The sequence below is a fragment of the Neobacillus niacini genome (genome assembly GCF_036961885.1).
Taxonomy (GTDB): Bacteria; Bacillota; Bacilli; order Bacillales; family Cytobacillaceae; genus Neobacillus; species Neobacillus niacini_H.
Genome location: NZ_JBALNQ010000082.1, coordinates 2,367 through 24,350, shown reverse-complemented (window position 1 = coordinate 24,350; position 21,984 = coordinate 2,367). Strand labels below are relative to the sequence as shown.

24 protein-coding genes and 1 tRNA gene are annotated in these 21,984 nt (G+C 37.9%); 6 read left to right on the top strand and 19 right to left on the bottom strand.

The annotated features are described in order from the left end of the window. Positions 1–40: 40 nt before the first annotated feature. A tRNA-Leu gene (locus V7124_RS25145) sits at positions 41–122 on the bottom strand. A 302-nt stretch (positions 123–424) separates the two neighbouring features. On the opposite strand from V7124_RS25145, the gene V7124_RS25140 reads away from it, so the two are divergent. Next, a complete protein-coding gene (locus V7124_RS25140; protein WP_335416169.1) occupies positions 425–571 on the top strand; it encodes a hypothetical protein in 147 nt (48 codons plus the stop codon). A 52-nt stretch (positions 572–623) separates the two neighbouring features. On the opposite strand, the gene V7124_RS25135 is transcribed toward V7124_RS25140, so the two are convergent. The 6 genes from V7124_RS25135 to V7124_RS25110 form a co-directional block, all read right to left on the bottom strand. Beyond that, on the bottom strand, positions 624–1,394 hold the full coding sequence (locus V7124_RS25135) for a class I SAM-dependent methyltransferase (protein WP_335494446.1): 771 nt from the start codon (positions 1,392–1,394) through the stop codon (positions 624–626). A 93-nt stretch (positions 1,395–1,487) separates the two neighbouring features. Then, complete coding sequence (locus V7124_RS25130; protein ID WP_335494443.1) at positions 1,488–2,243, bottom strand: exodeoxyribonuclease III; 756 nt, start codon at positions 2,241–2,243, stop codon at positions 1,488–1,490. Between the two features lie 220 nt (positions 2,244–2,463). After that, on the bottom strand, positions 2,464–3,249 hold the full coding sequence (locus V7124_RS25125) for a divergent polysaccharide deacetylase family protein (protein ID WP_335494441.1): 786 nt from the start codon (positions 3,247–3,249) through the stop codon (positions 2,464–2,466). A gap of 102 nt (positions 3,250–3,351) precedes the next feature. Then, positions 3,352–3,789 carry a peptidylprolyl isomerase gene (locus V7124_RS25120; RefSeq protein ID WP_335416178.1) on the bottom strand — a complete coding sequence of 146 codons (438 nt, stop codon included), beginning with the start codon at positions 3,787–3,789 and terminating at the stop codon, positions 3,352–3,354. A gap of 220 nt (positions 3,790–4,009) precedes the next feature. After that, positions 4,010–4,459: a CBO0543 family protein gene (locus V7124_RS25115; RefSeq protein WP_335494438.1), complete on the bottom strand. Its 450-nt coding sequence runs from the start codon at positions 4,457–4,459 to the stop codon at positions 4,010–4,012. Further along, positions 4,386–5,504, bottom strand: coding sequence for a DUF2515 domain-containing protein (locus V7124_RS25110; protein ID WP_420490602.1), 1,119 nt, complete (start codon positions 5,502–5,504; stop codon positions 4,386–4,388). The genes V7124_RS25115 and V7124_RS25110 overlap by 74 nt, the downstream gene beginning before the upstream one ends. 81 nt (positions 5,505–5,585) lie before the next feature. Between V7124_RS25110 and shc the strand changes: the two genes are divergently transcribed. Then, on the top strand, positions 5,586–7,451 hold the full coding sequence (gene shc / locus V7124_RS25105) for a squalene--hopene cyclase (protein WP_335494436.1): 1,866 nt from the start codon (positions 5,586–5,588) through the stop codon (positions 7,449–7,451). A 30-nt stretch (positions 7,452–7,481) separates the two neighbouring features. Here the strand turns inward: shc and V7124_RS25100 are convergent, their stop codons facing one another. Further along, positions 7,482–7,982: a mismatch-specific DNA-glycosylase gene (locus V7124_RS25100; RefSeq protein WP_335416153.1), complete on the bottom strand. Its 501-nt coding sequence runs from the start codon at positions 7,980–7,982 to the stop codon at positions 7,482–7,484. Positions 7,983–8,108: 126 nt separating this feature from the next. Between V7124_RS25100 and V7124_RS25095 the strand changes: the two genes are divergently transcribed. From V7124_RS25095 to V7124_RS25080, 4 genes are read left to right on the top strand one after another with little or no spacing between them, the layout of a single operon-like run. Further along, positions 8,109–8,762: a copper amine oxidase N-terminal domain-containing protein gene (locus tag V7124_RS25095; protein WP_335494432.1), complete on the top strand. Its 654-nt coding sequence runs from the start codon at positions 8,109–8,111 to the stop codon at positions 8,760–8,762. A 2-nt stretch (positions 8,763–8,764) separates the two neighbouring features. Beyond that, on the top strand, positions 8,765–9,013 hold the full coding sequence (locus V7124_RS25090; protein WP_335494429.1) for a hypothetical protein: 249 nt from the start codon (positions 8,765–8,767) through the stop codon (positions 9,011–9,013). After that, positions 8,988–9,899, top strand: coding sequence for an FAD:protein FMN transferase (locus V7124_RS25085; RefSeq protein WP_335494427.1), 912 nt, complete (start codon positions 8,988–8,990; stop codon positions 9,897–9,899). Before V7124_RS25090 ends, V7124_RS25085 begins: the two co-directional genes overlap by 26 nt. Positions 9,900–9,914: 15 nt before the next feature. Next, the gene (locus V7124_RS25080) at positions 9,915–10,484 is read left to right on the top strand and encodes a ferric reductase-like transmembrane domain-containing protein (protein ID WP_335494425.1); all 570 of its coding nucleotides are present in this window, start codon (positions 9,915–9,917) and stop codon (positions 10,482–10,484) included. A 21-nt stretch (positions 10,485–10,505) separates the two neighbouring features. Here V7124_RS25080 and V7124_RS25075 read toward each other — a convergent pair whose 3' ends face one another. The 11 genes from V7124_RS25075 to V7124_RS25025 form a co-directional block, all read right to left on the bottom strand. Continuing rightward, complete coding sequence (locus tag V7124_RS25075) at positions 10,506–11,738, bottom strand: sensor histidine kinase (RefSeq protein ID WP_335494423.1); 1,233 nt, start codon at positions 11,736–11,738, stop codon at positions 10,506–10,508. Then, positions 11,731–12,417 carry a response regulator transcription factor gene (locus tag V7124_RS25070; RefSeq protein WP_335494420.1) on the bottom strand — a complete coding sequence of 229 codons (687 nt, stop codon included), beginning with the start codon at positions 12,415–12,417 and terminating at the stop codon, positions 11,731–11,733. Before V7124_RS25070 ends, V7124_RS25075 begins: the two co-directional genes overlap by 8 nt. Positions 12,418–12,510: 93 nt before the next feature. Next, on the bottom strand, positions 12,511–13,083 hold the full coding sequence (locus tag V7124_RS25065) for a YitT family protein (protein WP_335494418.1): 573 nt from the start codon (positions 13,081–13,083) through the stop codon (positions 12,511–12,513). A gap of 102 nt (positions 13,084–13,185) precedes the next feature. Then, positions 13,186–14,499 (bottom strand): Na+/H+ antiporter NhaC family protein, encoded by a 1,314-nt coding sequence (locus V7124_RS25060; RefSeq protein WP_335494416.1) that lies wholly within the window; start codon positions 14,497–14,499, stop codon positions 13,186–13,188. Between the two features lie 233 nt (positions 14,500–14,732). After that, a complete protein-coding gene (gene abc-f, locus V7124_RS25055) occupies positions 14,733–16,601 on the bottom strand; it encodes a ribosomal protection-like ABC-F family protein (RefSeq protein WP_335494414.1) in 1,869 nt (622 codons plus the stop codon). Between the two features lie 149 nt (positions 16,602–16,750). Beyond that, positions 16,751–16,885: an RAxF-45 family protein gene (locus tag V7124_RS25050; RefSeq protein ID WP_335494412.1), complete on the bottom strand. Its 135-nt coding sequence runs from the start codon at positions 16,883–16,885 to the stop codon at positions 16,751–16,753. 117 nt (positions 16,886–17,002) lie between these two features. After that, positions 17,003–17,419 (bottom strand): hypothetical protein, encoded by a 417-nt coding sequence (locus V7124_RS25045; protein WP_335416126.1) that lies wholly within the window; start codon positions 17,417–17,419, stop codon positions 17,003–17,005. Positions 17,420–17,438: 19 nt separating this feature from the next. Beyond that, positions 17,439–18,332 (bottom strand): peptidylprolyl isomerase, encoded by an 894-nt coding sequence (locus tag V7124_RS25040; RefSeq protein WP_335494410.1) that lies wholly within the window; start codon positions 18,330–18,332, stop codon positions 17,439–17,441. Positions 18,333–18,353: 21 nt separating this feature from the next. Further along, positions 18,354–19,847 (bottom strand): S1C family serine protease, encoded by a 1,494-nt coding sequence (locus tag V7124_RS25035; RefSeq protein WP_335494408.1) that lies wholly within the window; start codon positions 19,845–19,847, stop codon positions 18,354–18,356. A 158-nt stretch (positions 19,848–20,005) separates the two neighbouring features. Next, the gene (locus V7124_RS25030; RefSeq protein WP_420490600.1) at positions 20,006–21,424 is read right to left on the bottom strand and encodes an ATP-binding protein; all 1,419 of its coding nucleotides are present in this window, start codon (positions 21,422–21,424) and stop codon (positions 20,006–20,008) included. Beyond that, the coding region (locus V7124_RS25025; RefSeq protein WP_335494406.1) for a response regulator transcription factor at positions 21,396–21,984 on the bottom strand (589 nt) is incomplete at its 5' end. The genes V7124_RS25030 and V7124_RS25025, both read right to left, overlap by 29 nt.

Below are 21,984 nucleotides of genomic sequence, written 5' to 3'. Positions count from 1 at the left end.
CCACTGAACTACTTCCGCATTATAATGTTTAAAACATAAGTGCGGGTGAAGGGAGTCGAACCCCCACGCCTTGCGGCGCCAGATCCTAAGTCTGGTGCGTCTGCCAATTCCGCCACACCCGCATGTATTAATTTCGCTACGTCGTATCAGCGACATTGATAATGATACAACGAATTGCGACAGAAATCAACAACAAATTTTAAGTATTTTTTTGGTATTAAAACTATCACACTAAAATGTTTCCACAATAAATTTAATCCTTCACCCTCATCTTCTCTATTTTTTGTCACTAAATATTCTCTGTTCATGGGATATATAACCTATTTAATTTCCGAAAAGATAAAAAAATGGTTTGGAACCTTTTTAATGGGAGAAAATACATTATGAATTATTCCCATTAAAAATAAAAGGAGATGCATTTACCTTGAGCCATAACCAGAAAAAAGACGCTGACAAAAAGATCACAAACAAAACTGGTCAGGAAGAAAACTTAATTACTAGTGAGAAATCACCTGAATTCGATGTATTCGGTACAGCATTAAATGACCTCCACAGTCCCTTTGAATTTTAAAAAGCCCAATGTATGGAAGGGAGATATCCTCTTTTGTACATTGGGCTTTTCCTTATCTTCTAATCGCTTTTAAAATGATTGCTTCCCCTACAAAGGAAAAAACCTTCTCCTTCTCGATAACCAGCCTGAATTTATCCTTTATCTTTTGGGAAGCTTCAAGAATATATTTATTTAAGTCTTCTTTTTCAGGTTCTGATAGTTTCATGTTGGCGCACCAAGATTCAAAATGAAACGTCTTCTCAAACCGATGCCATTCATATATTTCTAAACTGCTATCCTCAAGTTTCTGAATCCATTCAGATTTTTTCCAGGCACGAAAATGACTGTAATCACGCATTTTTTCGATAGTATTATAAAATTGATCAAACTCTTTGTTTTCTGGCACAACATTATCATCTAATAAAAATTGTCCTTTTGGCTTTAGCACCCGTTGTACTTCTTTAATAAATAAATCGACATTTGGAAAATGATGAGGAGCAATCCTGCAAGTGACAATATCAAAAGATTCATCTTCAAAAGGCAGTTTTTCGGCATCACCTTGAACAAATTCCACATTTCGATGACCATTTTTTCCTATAAAGTTTTCAGCTGCTACCAACATCTCTGTAGTCAGGTCAACCGCTGTTATTTTTTTAACTAAAGGTGCAAAAGCATTTGCAGTATGCCCACCGCCAGTGGCAATATCAAGTAAATGTTCCAGTCCATTGAGTTTAGCCATTTGGACCATCTGCAACAAATCTTTCCCATCTTTGTGAATAGGACTAGAAACATATGATGCAGCATTCTTTCCAAATTGCTGTTGAACATCTTTTTTAATATCCATTCTAATCACCTCTTAATCTTAATTTAAACTAACCAGTTAATAATTAAAATTATGAGATTTTTATAATTCATCATAAGAAAAACTTATTATGATTTACATTTCAAATTCTACTACTACCGGGCAATGATCACTGCCCATGACATCACAATGTATATCTGCAGCGATTAAGGAATCACGAAGTTTTTCAGAGACAATAAAATAATCAATCCGCCAGCCGATATTTCGCTCGCGAACCTTGGCCATATAGGACCACCAGGTATAGGCTCCATCTTTTTCAGGATAAAAATGGCGATAGCTATCTACGAATCCTGACTCTAGCAATGTAGTCATCTTTCCTCTTTCTTCGACTGTGAATCCAGAATTCCCAAAATTTGATTTTGGATTTCTCAAGTCGATTTCCTGATGGGCTACATTTAAATCCCCACATAAAACAACTGGCTTCAATATATCTAATTCTTTTAGGTGAGCTTTGATTTGTTCTTCCCATTCCAACCGGTAATCCAGTCTCGCTAAATCTCTTTGAGAATTTGGTGTATAAACATTGACTAGATAAAACCTTTCAAACTCCAATGTAAGAATTCGTCCTTCATCTTGTGAATCCTCATCCCCTAATCCATACCGAACAGAAATTGGTTCAACCTTTGTGAAAACAGCCGTACCTGAATAGCCCTTTTTCACTGCGTAATTCCAATATTGATGGTACCCATCTAGATCAAGGTTTATTTGACCTTCCTGTAACTTTGTCTCCTGAACACAGAAAATATCTGCATTAACTTCTTTAAAGTAATCTAAAAACCCTTTATTTACACAGGCCCTTAGCCCATTGACATTCCAAGAAACTAATTTCATTTTTATCCCATCCTCAATTAATTATTATTATTAATAGATTGATAGGAGCATTTTAACAGTATTGAATTTGAATGGAAAGCAATTTGTTCAAACGCTTCTATTTATTATGTTCACAAAGGTATTTGTCCCACACAAGTGGGAGATGGAAAAGTGGCCACATAAGGAGATCATGTGACCAGAACTAAAGAAAGTGAAACGATCTTTGGAATGTTGCCCCTTGTTATGGAACAAGGTATTGTTCAGTTAATTTTGTTGAAAATAGCTGGGAGGCCGGCACGATTTTGATATTTCTTTTTTCAAATTCTTCCATTGATTGAAAGACTCCGACTGAACATACCTTGCCAGTTACCCCTACATGACCAATAGCAATTCCTTTACCAGAGAACTCGGTGATTTTTGCCAACCTATTCATCTGTTTTCTAACATGATTGGCGGAAGATATATCATCAAGAAAAACATCTCGTTTCAAAATCGGCACATTCATTTCCTTTGCGATTATTGGAAATTTAGATTTAGGGCTAGTACCGCTATCAATAATGTATAGCTTCTTCTCCTTGGCAACTTCAACAATCACTCTAACGATATCCTCATCCTCAACCGCTAAGGAGCCCATATGATTATTCATCCCGACAGCATGAGGAACTGATTTTAACGCTTCCTCTACTCGTTTTTTTACTTCTTTAGGCGAAAGGTCGACCGTGATGGGCTTTGGACCGAGCCAGGAGCGTTTCCCCTTTTTCGGCTGCATGGGTAAATGCACGATTACCTCAATTCCATTTTTATGTGCCCACTCCGCGTGTTCCCTAGAGTTTTCTGTGAAAGGCATGACCGCAGCTGTAATCGGGACGACCCCCTCAAGAAAATCTCTAACTCCACCTGTTCCACCACCAAAGTCATCAATAATAATGGAAGCCTTTAACTGCTTAGGATCATTATTTTCAGCTACCGCTGAATTCTGCGCAGAAAGCAATAGAAATGGGATTAAAAATAGAGCAAATTTTTTCATAACAACCTCCCTGTATGGATTTTACGTTAATTTACCCTGGGAGAATGGATTTAAGTAATTAAATGAAAAAAAGGACCTACAAGGCCCTTCTTACTAAGCAATCTATTCGTCGTATACTTCAACCTTTTCCATAACATCGCCATTTCTCATGGCTTTTGCAGCTTCTAGACCGGAAGTCACTTTACCAAAAACTGTGTGAACTCCATTTAGATGTGGTTGAGACTCATGAACAATAAAGAATTGGCTGCCACCTGTATCTTTACCAGCGTGAGCCATTGATAATGACCCTGGAACATGAGTGTGCGGATTACCTTGTGTTTCACATTTAATCGTGTAGCCGGGACCACCAGTCCCACGACCCTCAGGGCAGCCACCTTGACTAACGAATCCAGGAATAACGCGATGGAAGGTTAAACCATTGTAAAAACCATCTTTTGCTAACTTTTCAAAGTTTGCAACTGTACCCGGTGCTTCATTTGGATATAATTCAAACTCGATTTTTTCTCCATTTTGCATTTGAATGTGCCCTTTTTTTGCCAACATGAACATCTCCTTTATGTAAAAAATCATTTTTATCATACACTTTCCAACGCAGAAAAGAAAGTTTCTTGGTTTAAAACTTCAATATTGTGGTATTATAACAGTACCCCTTCCGAACATTCGCTTGTTGCGGGACACTTAACCACTGTACGGACGGAAGGGGTACGTAGTGACGCTTTACGCGGCATTGCAAAAAGCCAAGACTGCGGTCTTGGCTTTTTTAATGTTCTTTATTTGTTAAACGATAAAATACAAAAATAAGCGATAAAAATACCAGGTAGCCAAAAAAGCTATAAATATGCTTCCACTCACTCGCGTGTTCAAATAGACCAAACAGTTCCGATAACCTTTCCATAATTGGCATTAATAAACTGAGAAATAAAATAATACCTACTTTTCCCCATTTAGTAACCCGATTCATCATATTAATGAAGACTAAAACCAGAATGGGCAGAGCGATGAAAGTAAAACCAATATTAAACGAAAATATCTCTGGAAACGGTCGTTTCGGAAACATGTACAAATTCTTGCCGACAAAGTAAAGATCCAAGCAAGTACCCAGCAAAATGGCCAAAAAAACGGTAGGGCCAAATTCTTTAATCAAAAAGGGTAATGACTTTTTTGGCCAAGGCGGCAAGTTCAAGCCTTTCGAGCGTTTTACAGTATTCATATTCAATCTCTCCGGTAATTTGTGTTTCATTATGATTCGAGAGATAGTCCAAAACCTGCCAATCACTAAACCAATCTCCCTTTTCCGCTTCTTGATGTTTAACATTTTTCCAAACAGACAATAAATCTGGACTATATATTCTTCTCGCACCCCATTTCAGCTTGCAGGCGTTCATGCGTAGTTGATAGGGAATTCCCGGAATTCCTTCATTCACGTTATTGAATATATGCGGCCAATAATCTTTTCTTGAACCTGTATGATGGTGATCCTTTGCCCATTTTACAAATGCATCTTTATTTTGAAAAAGAACAGCGTACAATCTTTTTCCTAATAAAATCCGCTCATGTAAGGATTGAAACTGATGAAGGGTTTGCCCAGCAAGACTTTTTTTTCGATAAGGAAACAAAATATGATTAAAAGACAGGGTATCCTGCAATTTAAATTCTAAGGTTCCTAAAACATCTTGTTGATATATCTGATTTTGAATGACCCTCTTCTCTAAATAATTTTGTTCATTTATGATGAGAGCTAGAGTAAGAATATACGGATCCTGTCTCCGCCAAAAATAATTCCAAATGCTATCCATAAAGATTGAAATGTTTAAAAATGACAGCAGGTAAAACAGTGGCTTTCCCCTTTTTAAACTTTCACTGTAAAGTAACAGCTGCGGATAGGCATCTTGAAAAATCAACCAATTCCCACGTTCTAAGAAGGTAAAGTAATCATTCCTTTCTTTTTCAGTAAGCAAACGAGTGAGAAAATCCCCCTTTAAATCGGTCATGTTCCAGCCGCCATTCCTTGATACCATATGACCTAAAAATGCCCAATGAATTTCGGGATGTTTTTGATAAATATCCAAATACGCCTTCGTCCTACTGATATTATTCTTGTTAAGTTCTCGTGTATCACGTTTAATCCTTTCTAAAAGACCTTGCTCCTCTTTTGTTAACGAATGGCTTTCAGAGTTATTTAATTTTGCCTTTAGTTCATCCTTAATGGTATCAATCGCCGTTTTCTGCTTACTTCTGATAAAAAAAACACCAATCACCTCCCTCGAGAATTCTCCTTCTACTTGCTGAATATGTATAAATAAGAATATTCAATTGGGAGAGGATGAACGCTTGCGATGATCGATACAAGTAAAGGCGTTGACTGGCTGGTTGAAATGTTGAGAAGGGATCAATCTCCCGATGGCTCTTGGACTTATTCTTTCGAAACTGGTTTATCAACAGATGCCTATATGATCATTTTATTACGGACATTGGAAATAAATGATGAGAAATTAATAAAGGGGTTGGCTAGCAGGATTTTATCCAGGCAAGAAAAAAATGGTGCCTGGAAGCTTTTTTATGATGAACGTGAAGGAAATCTCACTGCCACAGTAGAATCCTATTACGCTCTTCTGTATTCTGGATACTATGAGAACAAGGATAATCGGCTTCAGGCAGCGAAAAAGTTTATTTTATCCAAGGGCGGTATCGAAGAGGTTAGTATGTTTACTAAGGTAATGTTGTCTTTAACTGGACAACTAAAATGGCCAAGATTCTCCCCTCTTCCGATTGAAATCATCTTACTTCCACTAAATTTCCCCATCAACTTTTATTCCTTTTCGGTTTATGGAAGAGCAAATCTTACACCGATGATGATTCTCGCAGATAAGAAATTTACGTGGAAAACAGATAGAAGTCCTGACCTATCCAATTTATTTGTTAGCCGAAATCATCCTGATACCTGGATTCGTTCGAATGAAGTACGCTCATTTTTTTCTTTTATTGAGGAAGGGGTAAAGGATTTGATTGGTTTGCCCCAGAATCTTCATAAACTAGCGATCCAGCGGGCAAAAAAATATATGTTAAATCATATTGAAAAAAATGGAACGTTTTACAGTTACTACAGCTCAACCTTTTTAATGATTTTTGCTCTGCTTTCACTAGGGTATAAGAAAACTGATCCTATTATTACCACTGCGGTTAATGGAATTAAATCTATGAAAGCTGAAATCAACGGTCTGCCACATATGCAATATACGACAGCAAATGTTTGGAATACCTCGTTAATTGGGTATGCGCTTCAAGAAGCTGGGATATTACCAGAAGATAAAATGATTCTACACGCAAATCAATATTTATTAGACCGACAACATGATAAATACGGAGATTGGGTTATTCATAACCCTAACAGTTTGCCTGGTGGTTGGGGTTTTTCAAATATAAACACGATTAATCCTGACATCGATGATACGACAGCGACACTAAGATCACTTTCGCGAATGACCGGTTCCAATCAAGACGCATGGAATCGCGGGATTAACTGGTTACTGTCGATGCAAAATGATGATGGCGGCTGGGCTGCTTTTGAAAAAAATACCGATACAAAGCTTTTTGAGTTTTTACCAATTGAAAAAGCCGAGTTTATCTTAACCGACCCATCTTGTGCAGATATCACTGGCCGGACCCTCGAGTTCTTAGGGAACTATACGAATGTACCCAAAGAACATGAAACGATAAAAAAGGCAGTAAAATGGCTAGTGGACCACCAAGAATTGGATGGTTCTTGGTATGGCAGATGGGGTATTTGCTATATTTACGGGACTTGGGGTGCAGTAACTGGGTTAGCCGCAGTTGGAGTATCAAACAGCGATCCTTCGATAGAAAAAGCAACTAACTGGCTACGAACAATTCAATACGCGGATGGAGGCTGGGGTGAATCCTGTTATAGTGATAGTAAAGGTAAATATACCCCACTTAAGGCGAGCAATTTGACCCACACTGCATGGGCACTCGATACACTGATTAGTGTTTCAAATAGTCCCACCCCTGAAATCAGAAAAGGTATTTCCTATTTAATGTGGAATTTACAAAAAGAAGATTGGACGACTGCCTACCCAATGGGACAAGGAATGGCTGGTGCCTTCTATATTCATTATCACAGCTACCGATATATCTTTCCTCTGCTAGCACTGGCGCATTATCGGAGAAAGTTTGAAGCATGATCGACGGTGACGTAAGTGTCACCGTCGTTTTTATTTAATTTCTAGCAGTTGCTTATAGATTTCAACAATATCCTCTACCTTCATTCTGACAAGACCGCTCGAAGATGGTGCAACAAAGTCAATCGTTCCAGGCACAACTGCCTCTTCTTGTCTCCCCCACGGAACGTTCTTGCTTCCACTATATTGCTGATAAACGCCCTTTCCTACAAAACAAACGATTTTCGGAGTATGTAACTCTATTTTTTTACGTAGAATTTCCTTACCTTCCTTATATTCTTCGCTTGTAATTTCATCTGCAGCCTTAGTTGGTCTAGCAACAATGTTTGTAATCCCCATTCCCAGCTCCAATAATTTGGAGTCTTCAGCCGCTTCATATTTTCGTGGGGTTAAACCTGCTTCATATAATATCCTCCAAAACCGATTATTGGGATTAGCGAAATGGTTTCCTGTTTCACTAGAACGAATACTAGGATTAAATCCAACAAATAGGATAGTTAATTCAGCCTTTATATGATCACGGACTAGTTTCATGAGATTTTCTCCTTTTATCATGCATTTGTAAAAATTACGATTGGTTCTATTTTATCACATTGTTTTCAGTCTTTTTTCAGAGTAGTGGTCTAAACTGCAATTAAAAGTCAAAGGAGGATTTGTCTCATGAAAAAGCATTGGATAATATTCATTGTTTTTCTACTAACAGCAGGTATTTTCATTTCAATTGGTACAAACGTTTTTGCCGATGATGATGATGACGAAAAACATGAAGTTTACGAGGAGTATGGTGATGACGAAGGTCGTGATCATGATGAAGATGAGGAGGATTATGAGTCAGATTATGAGCGGGCGGGTTCTGAACTAACCCAATTTAAAAGTCAGCAGTCAGAGGAGTTCTGGAATATTTGGTCAAGGGAGCCGAGTAATAATACAGAAAATGTTTTGCCAATTACAGAGCCATCCGATTTAACCTTTTCCATTGAAAATAGGAATGTACGTTTATATACTATCCCTAAAAATGGGCAGTTACTTGTATCCGTAAATGACTTTGCCAATTTGGTAGAAGCTGAATCAATCTACTATCCTAAGAGTAAAATCGTGATTTTAAAGAAGGGCAATGCGGAGCTGATTGTCAGAGCAGGATCAAATGCGGTTTTCGAAAACAGGGTGAAACAACCTATGCCAAGTGAAGCTGCCGTTTATGAAGATTCTATTTACCTGCCAATCTCAGTTGCTGCAAATGCACTTAGCTACCGTGTTTCCTGGGATTCAACCAACCAAATAATCATCTTAAAAGAAATTGAAAGGAGTTGGTAAGGATGGGAAAATCAAAAAGTCCCAAGTGGATCATTGGTCTGACAGGAACTGCACTATCTGCATTTGTATTCAGCCAAATTGCGGCTAATCAACCAGCTGATACCGAATTATCTGTGGATAAGGCAGTTATGAACACAATGAGTAACGAGGAAAAAGAATTAGTACAACTAGATTGGACTAACTATACAATAAATGGAATGGTCAGTATGAAAGGTGTTGTGGAAAGTGACCGCCAAACTCGAAGAACGTAATGGACTCGATATTCTAACCATGGAGGCCATGAATTCTACCTTCTATATTGCCGTTTCAGATTGTAAATTCAGCAATTGGAAGGAAGTGATTTTTGGATGGATTAACTATGTTGACAGGGAGTGGTCCCGCTTCAATTCGGATAATGAATTGGGAATGGTAAATAAGCTGCCAATTGGCGAAACAATGGCTTTATCTCCCCCATTGTTCGATGTCCTCGATAAAGCTGGATTTTACCGAGAGAAATCAACCGGACTTTTTTCGCCCTATTTATTGCCCCAACTAGAGTATCATGGTTACCAGCATTCCTTTCCATTTACTACGAGTAAAAAGGTAAATACAGGTATGCCGAATGTTTACAACGAGGAGGGGTCACCCTTCCAATTTGATTCTTTTACTAGGACTATTAAAAGAATTTCTGAAGGAAAAATTGATTTAGGAGGCATTGGCAAAGGGTATACAGTGCAGGCAGCTGCCAACTGGTTAAAACATTTCGGTAACTCAACCTCGGGTATTGTCGATGGCGGCGGCGACTTAACGGTTTGGTCGAATGGACAGAAAGAATGGAGAATTGGGGTTTCACATCCTTATAAACATAATTTAGAAATCGCACAATTCCGATTAAAAAATGCCAGTATCGCTACATCGAATGTGATATTCCGCAGCTGGACCCAAGGTAATCAAAAAAAACACCATGTTTTAAATGGCAGGACTGGATTACCTGTTGAGAGTAATATCATTCAAGCGACTGCAATTACCGGCAATTGTTTAGATGCAGAAGTCGCTGCAAAGCTTTGTCTAATGGTAGAAAGTCATAAAGTAAAGGAACAGATTCCCGTTCATTCCTTACTTTTGATAACGGATGATGGAAAAATCATCAATGAATAAAGGAGATTTAAAGCCGTGAACGTATATTTTAGCGCTTGGACATTCATTCGCGTATCGGGATTTTTGGCGTATTATCTGATGACTTTTTCACTTCTTTTAGGACTTTGCAGTTCCCTATCCATCATGAAAAAGAATAAAGTCAAACTTATTTCCCTTCACCAAGTTAGCGGTTGGTACGGATTGCTTACGATATTTTTTCATATGGTTTTAATTTGGCAGGACCAATATGTTCCCTATTCGCTGAAAGAAGTTCTCCTTCCTTTTTATGTAGAAAATGAATCAATCTATTCTGGACTAGGAACCCTATCGTTCTTTCTATTCTTCCTTGTGATTGGTTCCTCTGATTTTTTCATCAAGCATCTGGGTAAAAAGAAGTGGAAAAACTTGCACTTTGCTGTTATTCCGGCATGGATTATGATGTTTATTCATGGTATCGGAATCGGGACAGATTCCTCTGAAGCTTGGGCTTTAGTTTTATATGCTTTAGGAGGATCACTGCTCATTGTCTTCGGATTTGTTCGCTACTTGGAATATGTAAGTCTTCATAAGCAAAAAAGCAACGAGCTACTTAAACAAATCAAATAAACGGCAGCGAGTTACTGCCGTTTATTTTTTAAAACTTATTGTAAATATACTACCCTCGCCCTCTATGCTGCTGACACTAATTCCCCCCCCATGAGCCTCGACTATTGTTTTTGCAATGGATAGTCCCAAACCGGAACCACCTTTTTCCCTCGACAAATCCGCGCGATAAAAACGGTCGAAAATATAAGGAATATCTGTCTGTGAAATGCCGCAGCCAGTATCTTCAACAGTTAAGAGTATTTTATCATTCTCTGATTTCAGTGATACTGTAACCCTGCCTTGATTGGTATAACGGAATGCATTGTCCAATAAAATATACAGCAATTGCTGTATCCTATTTTCGTCGCAATTAAGATATACCTCACTTTCAATTTGTTGTTCAAATCTAATATGGTCTTGTTTTTTTCTAATAAATCTTTTATATGTGGATGAAACTAATTTTGATAGGTTAATATAGTCTTTTTCCATTATTAATTGGTTTTTATCACTTCTGGCTAACATTAATAAATTATTAATTAAGTCATACATGAGGCTTGCTTCAATTTTTAAATCCTGAAGTACTTCTTGTCCATAGACACTTAAATTTTCTTTCTCTTCTCTAATTAATACATCAATCGAGCTATAAAAAATACTTAACGGGGTCCGTAATTCATGGGAGGCATCCGAGACAAACTTTTCCTGTTTTGAAAAAGCCATTTTAATTGGTTTCATTGCTTGTCCTGCAAGATAATACCCCATAAAGGCAAATAATATGCTAAAGAGGATGGTTAAAGCAAATAGCAGCCACGTGATGTTCTGAATCAGGTGTTTTTCTGCTGTTATTTCCTTGCCAAGTATAACAAATCCGTGCTTATATCCTTCGGTGACTAGTGGATGTTTTACAACAAGGAAATGCTTCTGTTTCCACTCTGCCTTTTTTGTAAATGATTCGCCTGTAAATAAAGGATTTTCCCTAATCCAACCAAATAGGGATTGAGTTGTCTCCTCCCCATGGATAAACCTATCATCTTGATTGAATACGTAGTAAAAAACCGTACGATTTGGATCAAACTCCATTCCATGGTCATCTTTATCGTATAAATCCTCAATAAAATCCATTTTTTCATTATTATAGAATGTTTGTATTTCATCCCTGTCCTTTTCATTTATAAAATGTGAAATATTAAAATATAACAAAAGGATAAAAAGGATTAACAGACAGAGTATTGAGAAAGTAAATAACAATGATAACTTTGTTTTGACCTGGTTAAACATCGCTCATTCTCACTTTATAACCAATTCCTCTGACATTTTGAATGAATGACCTGCCCTCAGGAAGATCAATTTTCTTCCTTACTAATTTAACTAGCGCATCTAAAGCATTATCTGATACTTCTGTATCATAACCCCATAGTTTTTCAAATAGCACTTCTCTTGTGATAACTTGATTGTGATTTCGCATTAAAAGTTCAAGCAGCTGATATTCTTTTTTAGAGAGTTCAATAATCTCATCGTTTCGTTTAAGTTCATGAATGGTTACATTAAGGATAAAATTGTGAATTCTAATCACATCTTCTAACTTTTTTTCTTTTCTCCGGCTAATCGCCCGAATACGTGCTAATAGCTCGTTAAACTCAAAAGGTTTCACAATATAATCATCTGCCCCAGAATCTAAACCAGATATGATATTATCGTTTGCGTCTTTTGCAGTCACAAATATAATTCCACTTTGAATTCCTTTTTCGCGCAGTTTTTTGCATACAGATAGTCCATTCTCACCCGGCAGCATCCAGTCTAAAATAATGACATCATAGTGTGACAGACGAGCATATTGGTAGGCTTCTCTCCCATCTTTTACCCAGTCAACTCGATGAAATTCCTTTTGTAGTAAGTGGGTAATCAATTTCCCAAGCCGTACATCATCCTCAGCCAGCAAAATATTCACGGTTTCCACTCCATTTCAAAAAATTTCCTTCAGTATAATCATAGCAAGTTTTTCTGAAAAAGAAGTGAAATTAGCGTGAACATACTCTTCTTACCTGTTATTTTATTGAATTGGCCGTAAAGAGGTCAGGAAGGTTGTGATCAATCCTACAATCGATACGATTAACAATGAATATAGCAATCTAGGCTCCTGCAGAAGTATAAGACTCGACATTATAATCACAGTATCAATTGCATAAGCAATAATACCTACGTTAATCTTAGTCCATTTTGAAAGTAATAGAGCGAGCAGATCCATTCCGCCTGGACTTATTTGATTCCTTAACATAGTCCCAACACCAGTTCCCACGATGAGTCCTCCAAGGATCACGGAACTAATAATCGGTAAATGAAATTCTCCTTTTAAGGGTAGTAATAACTCCATCATGAAGCCTGAAAAAACAGCACCAATCATTCCATAGAAAAAATAGTCAAAATCCGTTTTATACGCAAGGAGGTAGACAGGAATATTCAAAAACACAAAGGTTAAACCAATGCTAAAATGCCACAGATAATTGAAAACGATACTTATTCCAAACATACCGCCGTTAATTAAATGGAAGGGCAATATAAATCCGTTCACCCCAATACCGATCATCGTACTTCCGAATCCGATTACAACTAATTTTTTCAGCATGCTACCATCCCTTGTCCAAAATGTTCTATATTACCACTTATATGTTTGTACAAAGGAGTTCATTCACAACAAAAAAAACGGAGAGTATAAGACCCCGTTCCCTTAAACAGCTACGATTCCTTTTGATTTTTTGACATGTTTGAACCAGGAAACCCCTAGCGTTACTAGAGGTAAAAACCATAAAAAAATGGCAAAGGGCAAATACTTCAGAATTGGAATTCCAACTATTGTACTGCACATGATCGTGAGCACACTCCATGGCACCATTCCAGGAAAAAGCATTGTCGTATCGCCCATCACTCTAGCCAGCTCCGTTTTCCCATACTGCCTTGACCAATGCGGTAAAAATGACCTTCCCGTTAAAATAATCGGGAGCGTTTGATTTGCTGCAATAAAACTAATTAAGAGAGTAGCTAAAAAGGTTTTTACCGTGTCACTTGGTAAGGAAGTTGAACGTTGCAGCCATTTATCTAAATAAGGCTGGATGACATTCAGTTCCTCCAATAGACCGTTATATGCACCTGCTAGGGCTAGAAACAATAATAATTCATACATATGAAGGAAGCCTCCGCCAAGGCCTTCAATGCCAAACCAAAAAGCCTGGGCTATCTCAGAAATTCCCGTCCCCTCTAACATCGTAATAATAGCCGCACAAAGTATACTAGACAGAAAAGCATAAAGAATGCTCAATCGAAACAGAACAAAAAGCAGCAACACAAGGGGTGGAATAAATTTTATCAGTGAAAGCTCTCCCCATTGCAATGGCACGACATGATTCATTTTAGAAGCAGTGACGTAATCAAAAGCTCCATAGAAAATAAAAGACATAATTACCACAATTATGGTAGTAGGTAACATCGCATTCCATTGTTTTTTCACCGGTAATTCGATTGTATGAGCTAAAAGCTGATGTGCACTCGAAAAAGGAGATGTTCGGTCTCCAACGAAAGCCCCTGAAACCAATGCCCCAGCTGCGACCTCTGCCGGTAAATCTAATATTACAGCTGTCCCCAAAATAGGAATTCCTATTGCACTTAGCGTACCTACTGTTGTACCCAGGAGCATTGAAATAACCAGCGTAGTAACAAATGTTAATACAAAAAAATAGTCTGGATGAATAAATGAAAGGGCAATTTTCACCATTTGGGCGATTGTCCCTGACAAATACCAAGAGGGAAGTAAAAAACTAACTAGGAATAGGATGAAAATAACAATTCTAGTTTTATATACTCCTCTTAAACTAATTTGGAGGATTTGTTTAAACGATTGCTTATTCTGTTTTGAAAGAAAAGCTAGAATGAGATAACCTGGCAGAAACCCAATCACAAGCGGTTGGTGAAATACCACTGACCAGCTTACACCTGCTAAAGTTACCGATAGGAGAAAAATTAGTTGCTTTACCGAAAATCTATCCATAAGATACCAACCTTAATTTTTAATATACCTAATTATAATGAATGCTGAATCTTTCGGAAAGCAAAATAAATGGAGCCGTGTTTTACAGCTCCATGCAATTTAAATGTATCAAAGTGAGTAATCCCTAAATCAAACGCTTCTCTAAGCAACTCTCTACCACTTTCTAAACCTTTGGAAATGAAATCGAACCTAATAAAAAAATCCCCAAGAGTTTTTCTCTTGGGGATAAAAGCTTAAACCACGTCATCCAGCTGCATATATAAACGTTCCCTTTCCATTTCCATTTGCTCTAATTGGGTGAAGTGTTCTTGAAGTGTTTCAAGTTCTAATTCTGTTTCCATCTGCTGCTTCAATAAAAGAATTTGCTCCTCCAGCTCCTCAAGCTTTTGTTCGATATCTACTGCCTTACGAGGGGCAATAACAACTTTTGGCATATCTACCTTTATCGGGTCTTCTTTTTGCTCAATCCGTTCCACCTTTACAGCACTTAATTTTCCTTTTGCCCAATCATAATTACCATCAAAGAAGTGAATCGTTCCATTCTGAAGCCAATAAATTTTAGTAAACAATTTATTGAGAAAATAACGGTCATGTGACACTGCCAAAATCGTCCCATTAAATTGTTCAAGTGCTTCCTCTAAAACTTCACACGAATCAATATCAAGGTGATTGGTCGGTTCATCTAGAATCAGAAGATTAATATCCTGATACATCAGCTGTGCAAGTCGCAACCGCATTCTTTCTCCACCGCTCAATTGGTTAACCTTTCGGAAAACCGCTGGTCCGTAAAATAAAAACCTCGCTAAAATATGTCGTGCTTCCCTTTCATTTACTATTACTTCTGAACGGAAAACATCGATTACTTTTTCATCTCCAATGGTATTGAATACATGTTGTGAAAGATAGCCGATTTTCACATTGCTTCCAACCTTTACGATTCCTGTATCACTTTCACACTCGCGAAGAATCATCTTTAGTAAAGTTGATTTTCCCGTTCCGTTTTCACCGACAATCGCTGCCCGATCCTTGTACTGAATCAGCATATCTACATTTTCAAAAAGCGCCTTGGTGCTAAAGCTCTTCGAGACATCCTCAAGCTTGATGACATCCTTGCCGCTGCGGTCATTTGATTCAAAATCAATCGCCATTTTCTTCACTTCAAGCTTTGGGCGATCTAGTTTTTCAATTCGGTCAAGCGCCCGCTGCATATTCGTCGCTCGCTTATGAAGCGATGCACTCGGTGGGTTTGCGCGATTGGCCCAATCCCGAAGCCGTTTAATCGCTTCCTTCATTTTTTTAATTTTCCGCTGCTGCTCCTGATATTCCTGGAACTCCCGCAGCAACCGATCTTCCTTCTCTGTCACAAAGCCACTGAAATTGGTGTGGTATAGCTCTATTTCGCCATCCTCCATATCAAGTACCTTTGTCACTACTTCATCTAAAAAATAACGATCATGGGAAATCAAAATAATTGTGCCTGAATATTCCTTGAGGAATGTACCTAACCACTCAATCGCCATTAAGTCTAAATGGTTGGTTGGTTCATCCAATAATAAAAGATCAGGCTTCTTTAATAAGCTTAACGCCAGACCGACCTTCGTTTTTTCACCGCCGCTTAACAGCGAAAAGGGTTTATCGATAAGATCCGTGATGTTTAAACCATGTGAAACACGGTCCATTTGGGCATCCATTTCATATCCGCCGTTTAGAATGAAATCATCTTGAAGCTTCCCATATTGATCCATTAACCTTTGTAAATAGTTTGGAGCGAGCTCTTGCCCCATCTCAACCTCTAATTGCTGAAGTTTCGCTTCGGTCTCCACTAATTGCTCAAATGCAGATTTTAAGACTTCTTTGACAGTTAAGTCCCGATAATCGGGAATTTGGGCTAGATAGCCGATTTTCAGACCCTTTTTCCAATGCAACACTCCACCATCAACACTTTCTTGATTAGCAAGCAATTTTAATAAAGTGGTTTTACCGCTACCATTTCTCCCAACTAAGCCAACCCGATTCCCTTCGTGAACCTCAAATGATAAATCTTCAAAAATAATAGTAGCACCGAACGATTTTGCTATATGGTTAACACTACATACGATCATGTGTTCATTCTCCTTTTTTTGAACACTCTCCCTAACGTAAAAAAGCAGGCATCTATAGATACCCGCTTCTTGGAAAAAATGGCATGAAAAAAGAGTGCTAAAAATGCACCCTCTTTCAACCTATTTTTAATAATGGGTAAAGAGATGTGTTATTGTTCTATATTCAATTTGCAGCTTTGAAAAAAGGGCAGACTTCTCCCTTGGAAAACTACATCATGAAAAATTGCACGGCACAAATATAGCGCTTTAAGCCACTGTACGCGTACAAAAATAGAACAAACCATCTCCTTACACCTCCGTTTCAATACAAGATACATTCATTGTAATTTTTTCTGATAGACATTGCAAGTCTATTTTTTCTGACTAATCTAAAGGTTACTAATTTAACCTCGGGAAGACCTTTAATGAAGATACTTTTTCCTTCCGCTAAACCGTCTCCTGTAGACAAATTTCCTAAAATCCTCTTCTTTAATTTTTCCATCATAGGCCGCAAATAATAAGGACTGCAATTCTCGGTAATGCTCCATGACAAAAAGGGCAAACTGCTTCCGTTCACCCTTTGCTTGTTTTTTAAATACATCATCATTTAGTATCTTTTCCACTTGGTCTTGATAGTAAGCTTTCGTATCCTCCCATTTTTGTATTCGGTTCCCCAAAATATCACGAGCATACTCAGGCAGTTTTTCAATAACTAAATCAATATACCCTTGTGACCACATAAGCATTTTGTCTTTTTCAGGAAGTTCCATGACCATTTTCATCAGTTCGATATTATCAACTTCATCACTTGCTGCATATCTTCCGACCTGATTCACCATATTCACCTCAAGACGAGAATTATCCGACTACACTTGCAAGGGAATTTTCGATATCATAATCCTTTTTCTTTTTTTCAAGCCAAGTGGAGTATTCAGTTCCCATTTTTTGATTGATCAAGGTTTCTTTTATATCTGCTTTACTGTCCTCATAACTTGCTTCTTTTGCTTCCTTTTTTTCTTCTACTTTAATAATATGATACCCAAAATCAGACTTTACTGGGTCACTAATTTGATTAACTGGTAACGAAAAGGCTACATCCTCAAATTCTGTTACCATTGTTCCTTTTGGGAAAAAGCCGAGCTGACCGCCATTGTCCTTTGAACCCTCATCGGTTGAAAATTCCTTAGCTAGTTCTGCGAAATCAGCTCCATTTGTTAACTTTTGTTTGATGTCATTTGCAGTTGCTTCATCCTCGACTAGAATATGGCTTGCATTCACTTGTTCGGTTTCACCAAATGAATCCTTATTTTCATCAAAATATGTCTTTAATTCTTCATCAGTAATCTCGATTTGTGGTTCAAGTAGTTTACGTAAAGTTAAATAATTTTCCAGATCCTCTTTGAGAGCATTTAGCGAAGTATTATTTGATTTAAGCATCTGATTAAAAACATCTTCGCCACCGTAAGATTCTTTTAATTTATCCACTTCTGCATTTAAATCCGCATCTGAAATGCTAATCTTTTGCTTTTTTGCTTCTAATGCAACAATTTTATCTGAAATGATTTTCTCAACAGTAACTGGACCATATTGTTTTACCATTTCATCGTAAAGCTCGTCTTTACTAATGGCTTCGCCGTTTATTTTGGCAACGGCCTTGTCCTTTGTTAGTGCTAAACTTAGAAATACTCCGATTGCAATTAATAGTACTGCAATGATTGAAACCATTTTCTTTTTTTCATTCATAAAAGCCATTCGTTTGATTACTCCCTTAGATTATTTCGCCAACTTGACGTTTACTGTAATAAGTTTTCCATCGCGGTAGACTCCAAATTTGATTTCATCGCCGTTTTTTGCATCAGAGTACAAGTATTTTCTTAACTCTGAGGAGTTGGCGATTTTCGTGTCATTCATGGATACAATCACATCTTGCGCTTCAATTCCTCCATTAGCAGCGGCTGAATTTGGTTCAACTGCTGTAATCATTACTCCTTCTTTCACACTTTCAGGAAGGTTCTCCCAATATAATTGCGGCACTTCCGCTAAATCAGCAAGTCCCACTCCAAGATATGGCCGCTCAACCTTTCCTTTGTCAATTAACTCATTCACAATGGGAATAAGGTCATTACTTGGGATTGCAAAACCTAGCCCCTCAACACCGCTCTCGGAAATTTTCAAGCTGTTAATGCCAATAACTAAACCTTCTGGGTTAATTAAAGCACCGCCACTATTTCCAGGATTAATGGCTGCATCGGTTTGAATAACATTTGTTTCCCAATTTCCCGCTGAGGTAGAAACAGCAATACTCCTATTGACCGCACTAATGATTCCTTGGGTAACAGTTCTTGAAAAATTCAGTCCAAGTGGGTTCCCGATGGCATACACTTCATCCCCAGGTCGAATTGTTGAGGAATCACCAAACTGGGCTATCGCCTCCACATGTTTACTATCGATTTTTATAACTGCCAAATCTGTTAAAGCGTCCGTGCCAACAATTTCTGCACTTACCTTTTCTCCGTTATATAGAGATACCTCTAGTTTTGTCGCACCCTCTACAACGTGGTTATTGGTAACAATGTAGGCAATGTCATTATTTTTTTGAAAAATAACTCCCGATCCCGTACCACTTTCGACACTTTGAGAAGAATTACTTCCGTAAAAGCCACGGCTTTGCTGCTGCCGGTAATTGACAACCCCAACGATCGTTTTTGACAAATGCTCAACTGTATCAGCAATTGATGAAGTTGATTTTGCAGAAGTTGGTTGTGCTGTTACTGTATTTACTTCGGGATTTGTTTTTTGCAAAGCGATTCCATTTGACTGACTTTCCACATTGCCGAACTGATCCATGTAGTTGGTATAGGGTAAAACCGTTAGCGTCAATACTGAACCCACTACCCCTGCTGCTATCATGGAGGTAAAAGCTTTTACCTTTTTCTTTTTCCCCTTAGAATTGTTTTTTAGCTCGACACGATTGGTTGGTAGGAGCGGAGCTTCTGTTTCCACTACCTCTTTACTTTCAGGTTCTGGTTCGCTTGATATCATTATTGATTCCTGCTCAAATTCCTCAACATGATGGGTTGTAGATTCAGATACTTCTGGATTGGTATCATGGTTGTTTGATACTTCTAGATTGGTATCATGGTTGTTTGTTACTTCTTGCTTGTTATCAATGACTTTTTCTTCAATAGGCTTGGAGTCTGAAACTTCGTCTGATGAGTTTTGAGTGTAATTCTCATTTTCCTTATCAAATTCATCTTTATAATTCATACTCTTTCTTCTCCTTTACACAGAAATTTTTGCAATTTATTCTCTTATCTATAATTTAGCCCACAAATATGAAAAAACTGTTAACAAACTATAACGGGAAATGGAAATTTTTAAGAAAAATATCATAAAAAACAGCAAGAAATCAAGTCCCTGCTGCTTTAGTGTTTTAATCGAATGGTAAATTTGGTTCCTTTTCCTTTTTCACTTTGTACATCAATCTCTCCGTTATGGAGTAGAACGAGCTGCTTTACAATCGATAATCCTAAACCAAAAGCACCATAGGGGTTACTTGTCCTTGATATTTCTGCTTTATAAAAGCGGCGCCAGATATTTTCAACTTCACTTGGATCGATACCAATGCCCGTATCTTCTACTTCGATGATGGTCTCATTTTGTCCGCTTCTTCCCCTGAGCCAAATCGTCCCATCGGAAGTAAATTGTATGCTATTCTTCGTGATATTAATGAGAATCTGAACAAGTCTGTCATAATCAGCATTGACCATCACGTCCTCGTCTGCCTCCACATGGATTTGAACATTTTTCTCCCCTGCTTGTGATGCCAATTGCTCCTGAATAATTTCAAGCAGTTCTAAAAGCTGGATATCTTCCCGATATAGTTGAATTTGATTCGACCTTATTTTTTCGTAATCAAGGTTTTCATTAACGAGACGAATCAATCGCTTCGCTTCCTGACTCACCAAGTTGATGCCTCGTTCCTTATCTTCTTCAGGAATCATGTCGTTTTTTAAACCCTCAATTACCCCACTAATTGTCGTTAACGGTGTCCGCATTTCATGGGAAACATCCGCCATGAATTGCCGTCTGCGATTTTCTAAGCTTTCAATTTCTTCCATCGAGTGATTTATTTTTTTTACCATATGGTTAAAATCATTGGCCAATTCCCCAATCTCGTCAAAAGTGGAGGACGGCAAATGTACATGGTAATCTCCTGCTGAAACTAATGATGTTGCTTCACGAAGACGCTTTATTCGGTTCACATGGATCTTTGATAGCAGCCAGCTCAGAAAAAATGAAACACCAAGGGCAATCAAAATTGTATAGATTAAGAATTGATTCACTTGGCGAATCATGTCACTTGAACCACTGATAGGCGAGGTTAATAAGATTCCGCCAATAAAGTTACCATTATCTATATAAGGCAAGACGACAAAAGTAACCCCTTGATCAAAACGTTTATAATCACTTTGGACGATTATCGTTTTACCGCTTTTGATTTTTTCCCACTCCGATGGGTTTAACTCTATAGCTGGTCCACCTCTGCCAACCGCATAAAGAATTGCATCTTGATCAAACATACTAAAACTAATTTTTCTTGATCGAAATACGTTACTATATTGATTGATAACTTGCTCTGTGAGATGTGGATTTCGATCAATATCGGAAATAATTGCTTTTCCGTAAGTCATCAATTCATCTGCCTTATTTTCATACACTAAATTCCCAACATAATGGGCAAACAAAAGACTTAAAACAAGAAATGCGACGATGATGATACTGATATGACTGATAAATTGTTGAAAAATATAGTTAATTCTTATCTGTTTGAGCCGACTCATCAAATTTATAACCTACTCCCCAAACGGTGTGGAAGAATGGCTGCGCGCTTGTTTCTACTTTTTTCCGCAGCCGCTTAATATGAACATCTACTGTTCGCTCGTCACCGTAAAATTGATATCCCCAAACCCGCTCAAGGAGCTGCTCTCTAGAAAATACCTGACGTGGGTGTTCCGCCATATAATATAAAAGATCAAACTCTTTCGGAGTAAGATTTGTTACAGGGGCTCCATCAACAAGGACTTCCCGGGTGTTTTTACTTATTTTAAAATGATTGGTATGCAGGAAATCATCTGTTTGGTTCGTAATCTGTGTTTGATATCTCCGTGTTACCGCTTTTATTCTCGCCATAAGCGTAAGAGGGCTAAATGGCTTTGTGACATAATCATCGGCACCCATCTCTAGTCCAAGTACCTGGTCAGACTCTGTATCTTTGGCAGTCAACATAATAATTGGCACCGTATATTTCTCTTCTCTAATTTTCCGGCAAATACTTACTCCGTCCATCCCTGGCAGCATCCAATCGACAATCAGGGCATCCCACGTTCCTGATTTGAAGGTG

Coding starts and splice junctions, on each gene's coding strand:
- V7124_RS25125 (WP_335494441.1), bottom strand. CDS start 3,249: ATGAAAAAATTTGCTCTATTTTTAATCCCATTTCTATTGCTTTCTGCG.
- abc-f (WP_335494414.1), bottom strand. CDS start 16,601: ATGATCGTATGTAGTGTTAACCATATAGCAAAATCGTTCGGTGCTACT.
- V7124_RS25095 (WP_335494432.1), top strand. CDS start 8,109: ATGAAAAAGCATTGGATAATATTCATTGTTTTTCTACTAACAGCAGGT.
- shc (WP_335494436.1), top strand. CDS start 5,586: ATGATCGATACAAGTAAAGGCGTTGACTGGCTGGTTGAAATGTTGAGA.
- V7124_RS25030 (WP_420490600.1), bottom strand. CDS start 21,424: ATGAGTCGGCTCAAACAGATAAGAATTAACTATATTTTTCAACAATTT.
- V7124_RS25060 (WP_335494416.1), bottom strand. CDS start 14,499: ATGGATAGATTTTCGGTAAAGCAACTAATTTTTCTCCTATCGGTAACT.
- V7124_RS25115 (WP_335494438.1), bottom strand. CDS start 4,459: ATGAATACTGTAAAACGCTCGAAAGGCTTGAACTTGCCGCCTTGGCCA.
- V7124_RS25065 (WP_335494418.1), bottom strand. CDS start 13,083: ATGCTGAAAAAATTAGTTGTAATCGGATTCGGAAGTACGATGATCGGT.
- V7124_RS25090 (WP_335494429.1), top strand. CDS start 8,765: ATGGGAAAATCAAAAAGTCCCAAGTGGATCATTGGTCTGACAGGAACT.
- V7124_RS25050 (WP_335494412.1), bottom strand. CDS start 16,885: ATGGTTTGTTCTATTTTTGTACGCGTACAGTGGCTTAAAGCGCTATAT.
- V7124_RS25045 (WP_335416126.1), bottom strand. CDS start 17,419: ATGGTGAATCAGGTCGGAAGATATGCAGCAAGTGATGAAGTTGATAAT.
- V7124_RS25040 (WP_335494410.1), bottom strand. CDS start 18,332: ATGGCTTTTATGAATGAAAAAAAGAAAATGGTTTCAATCATTGCAGTA.
- V7124_RS25075 (WP_335494423.1), bottom strand. CDS start 11,738: ATGTTTAACCAGGTCAAAACAAAGTTATCATTGTTATTTACTTTCTCA.
- V7124_RS25100 (WP_335416153.1), bottom strand. CDS start 7,982: ATGAAACTAGTCCGTGATCATATAAAGGCTGAATTAACTATCCTATTT.
- V7124_RS25130 (WP_335494443.1), bottom strand. CDS start 2,243: ATGAAATTAGTTTCTTGGAATGTCAATGGGCTAAGGGCCTGTGTAAAT.
- V7124_RS25135 (WP_335494446.1), bottom strand. CDS start 1,394: ATGGATATTAAAAAAGATGTTCAACAGCAATTTGGAAAGAATGCTGCA.
- V7124_RS25035 (WP_335494408.1), bottom strand. CDS start 19,847: ATGAATTATAAAGATGAATTTGATAAGGAAAATGAGAATTACACTCAA.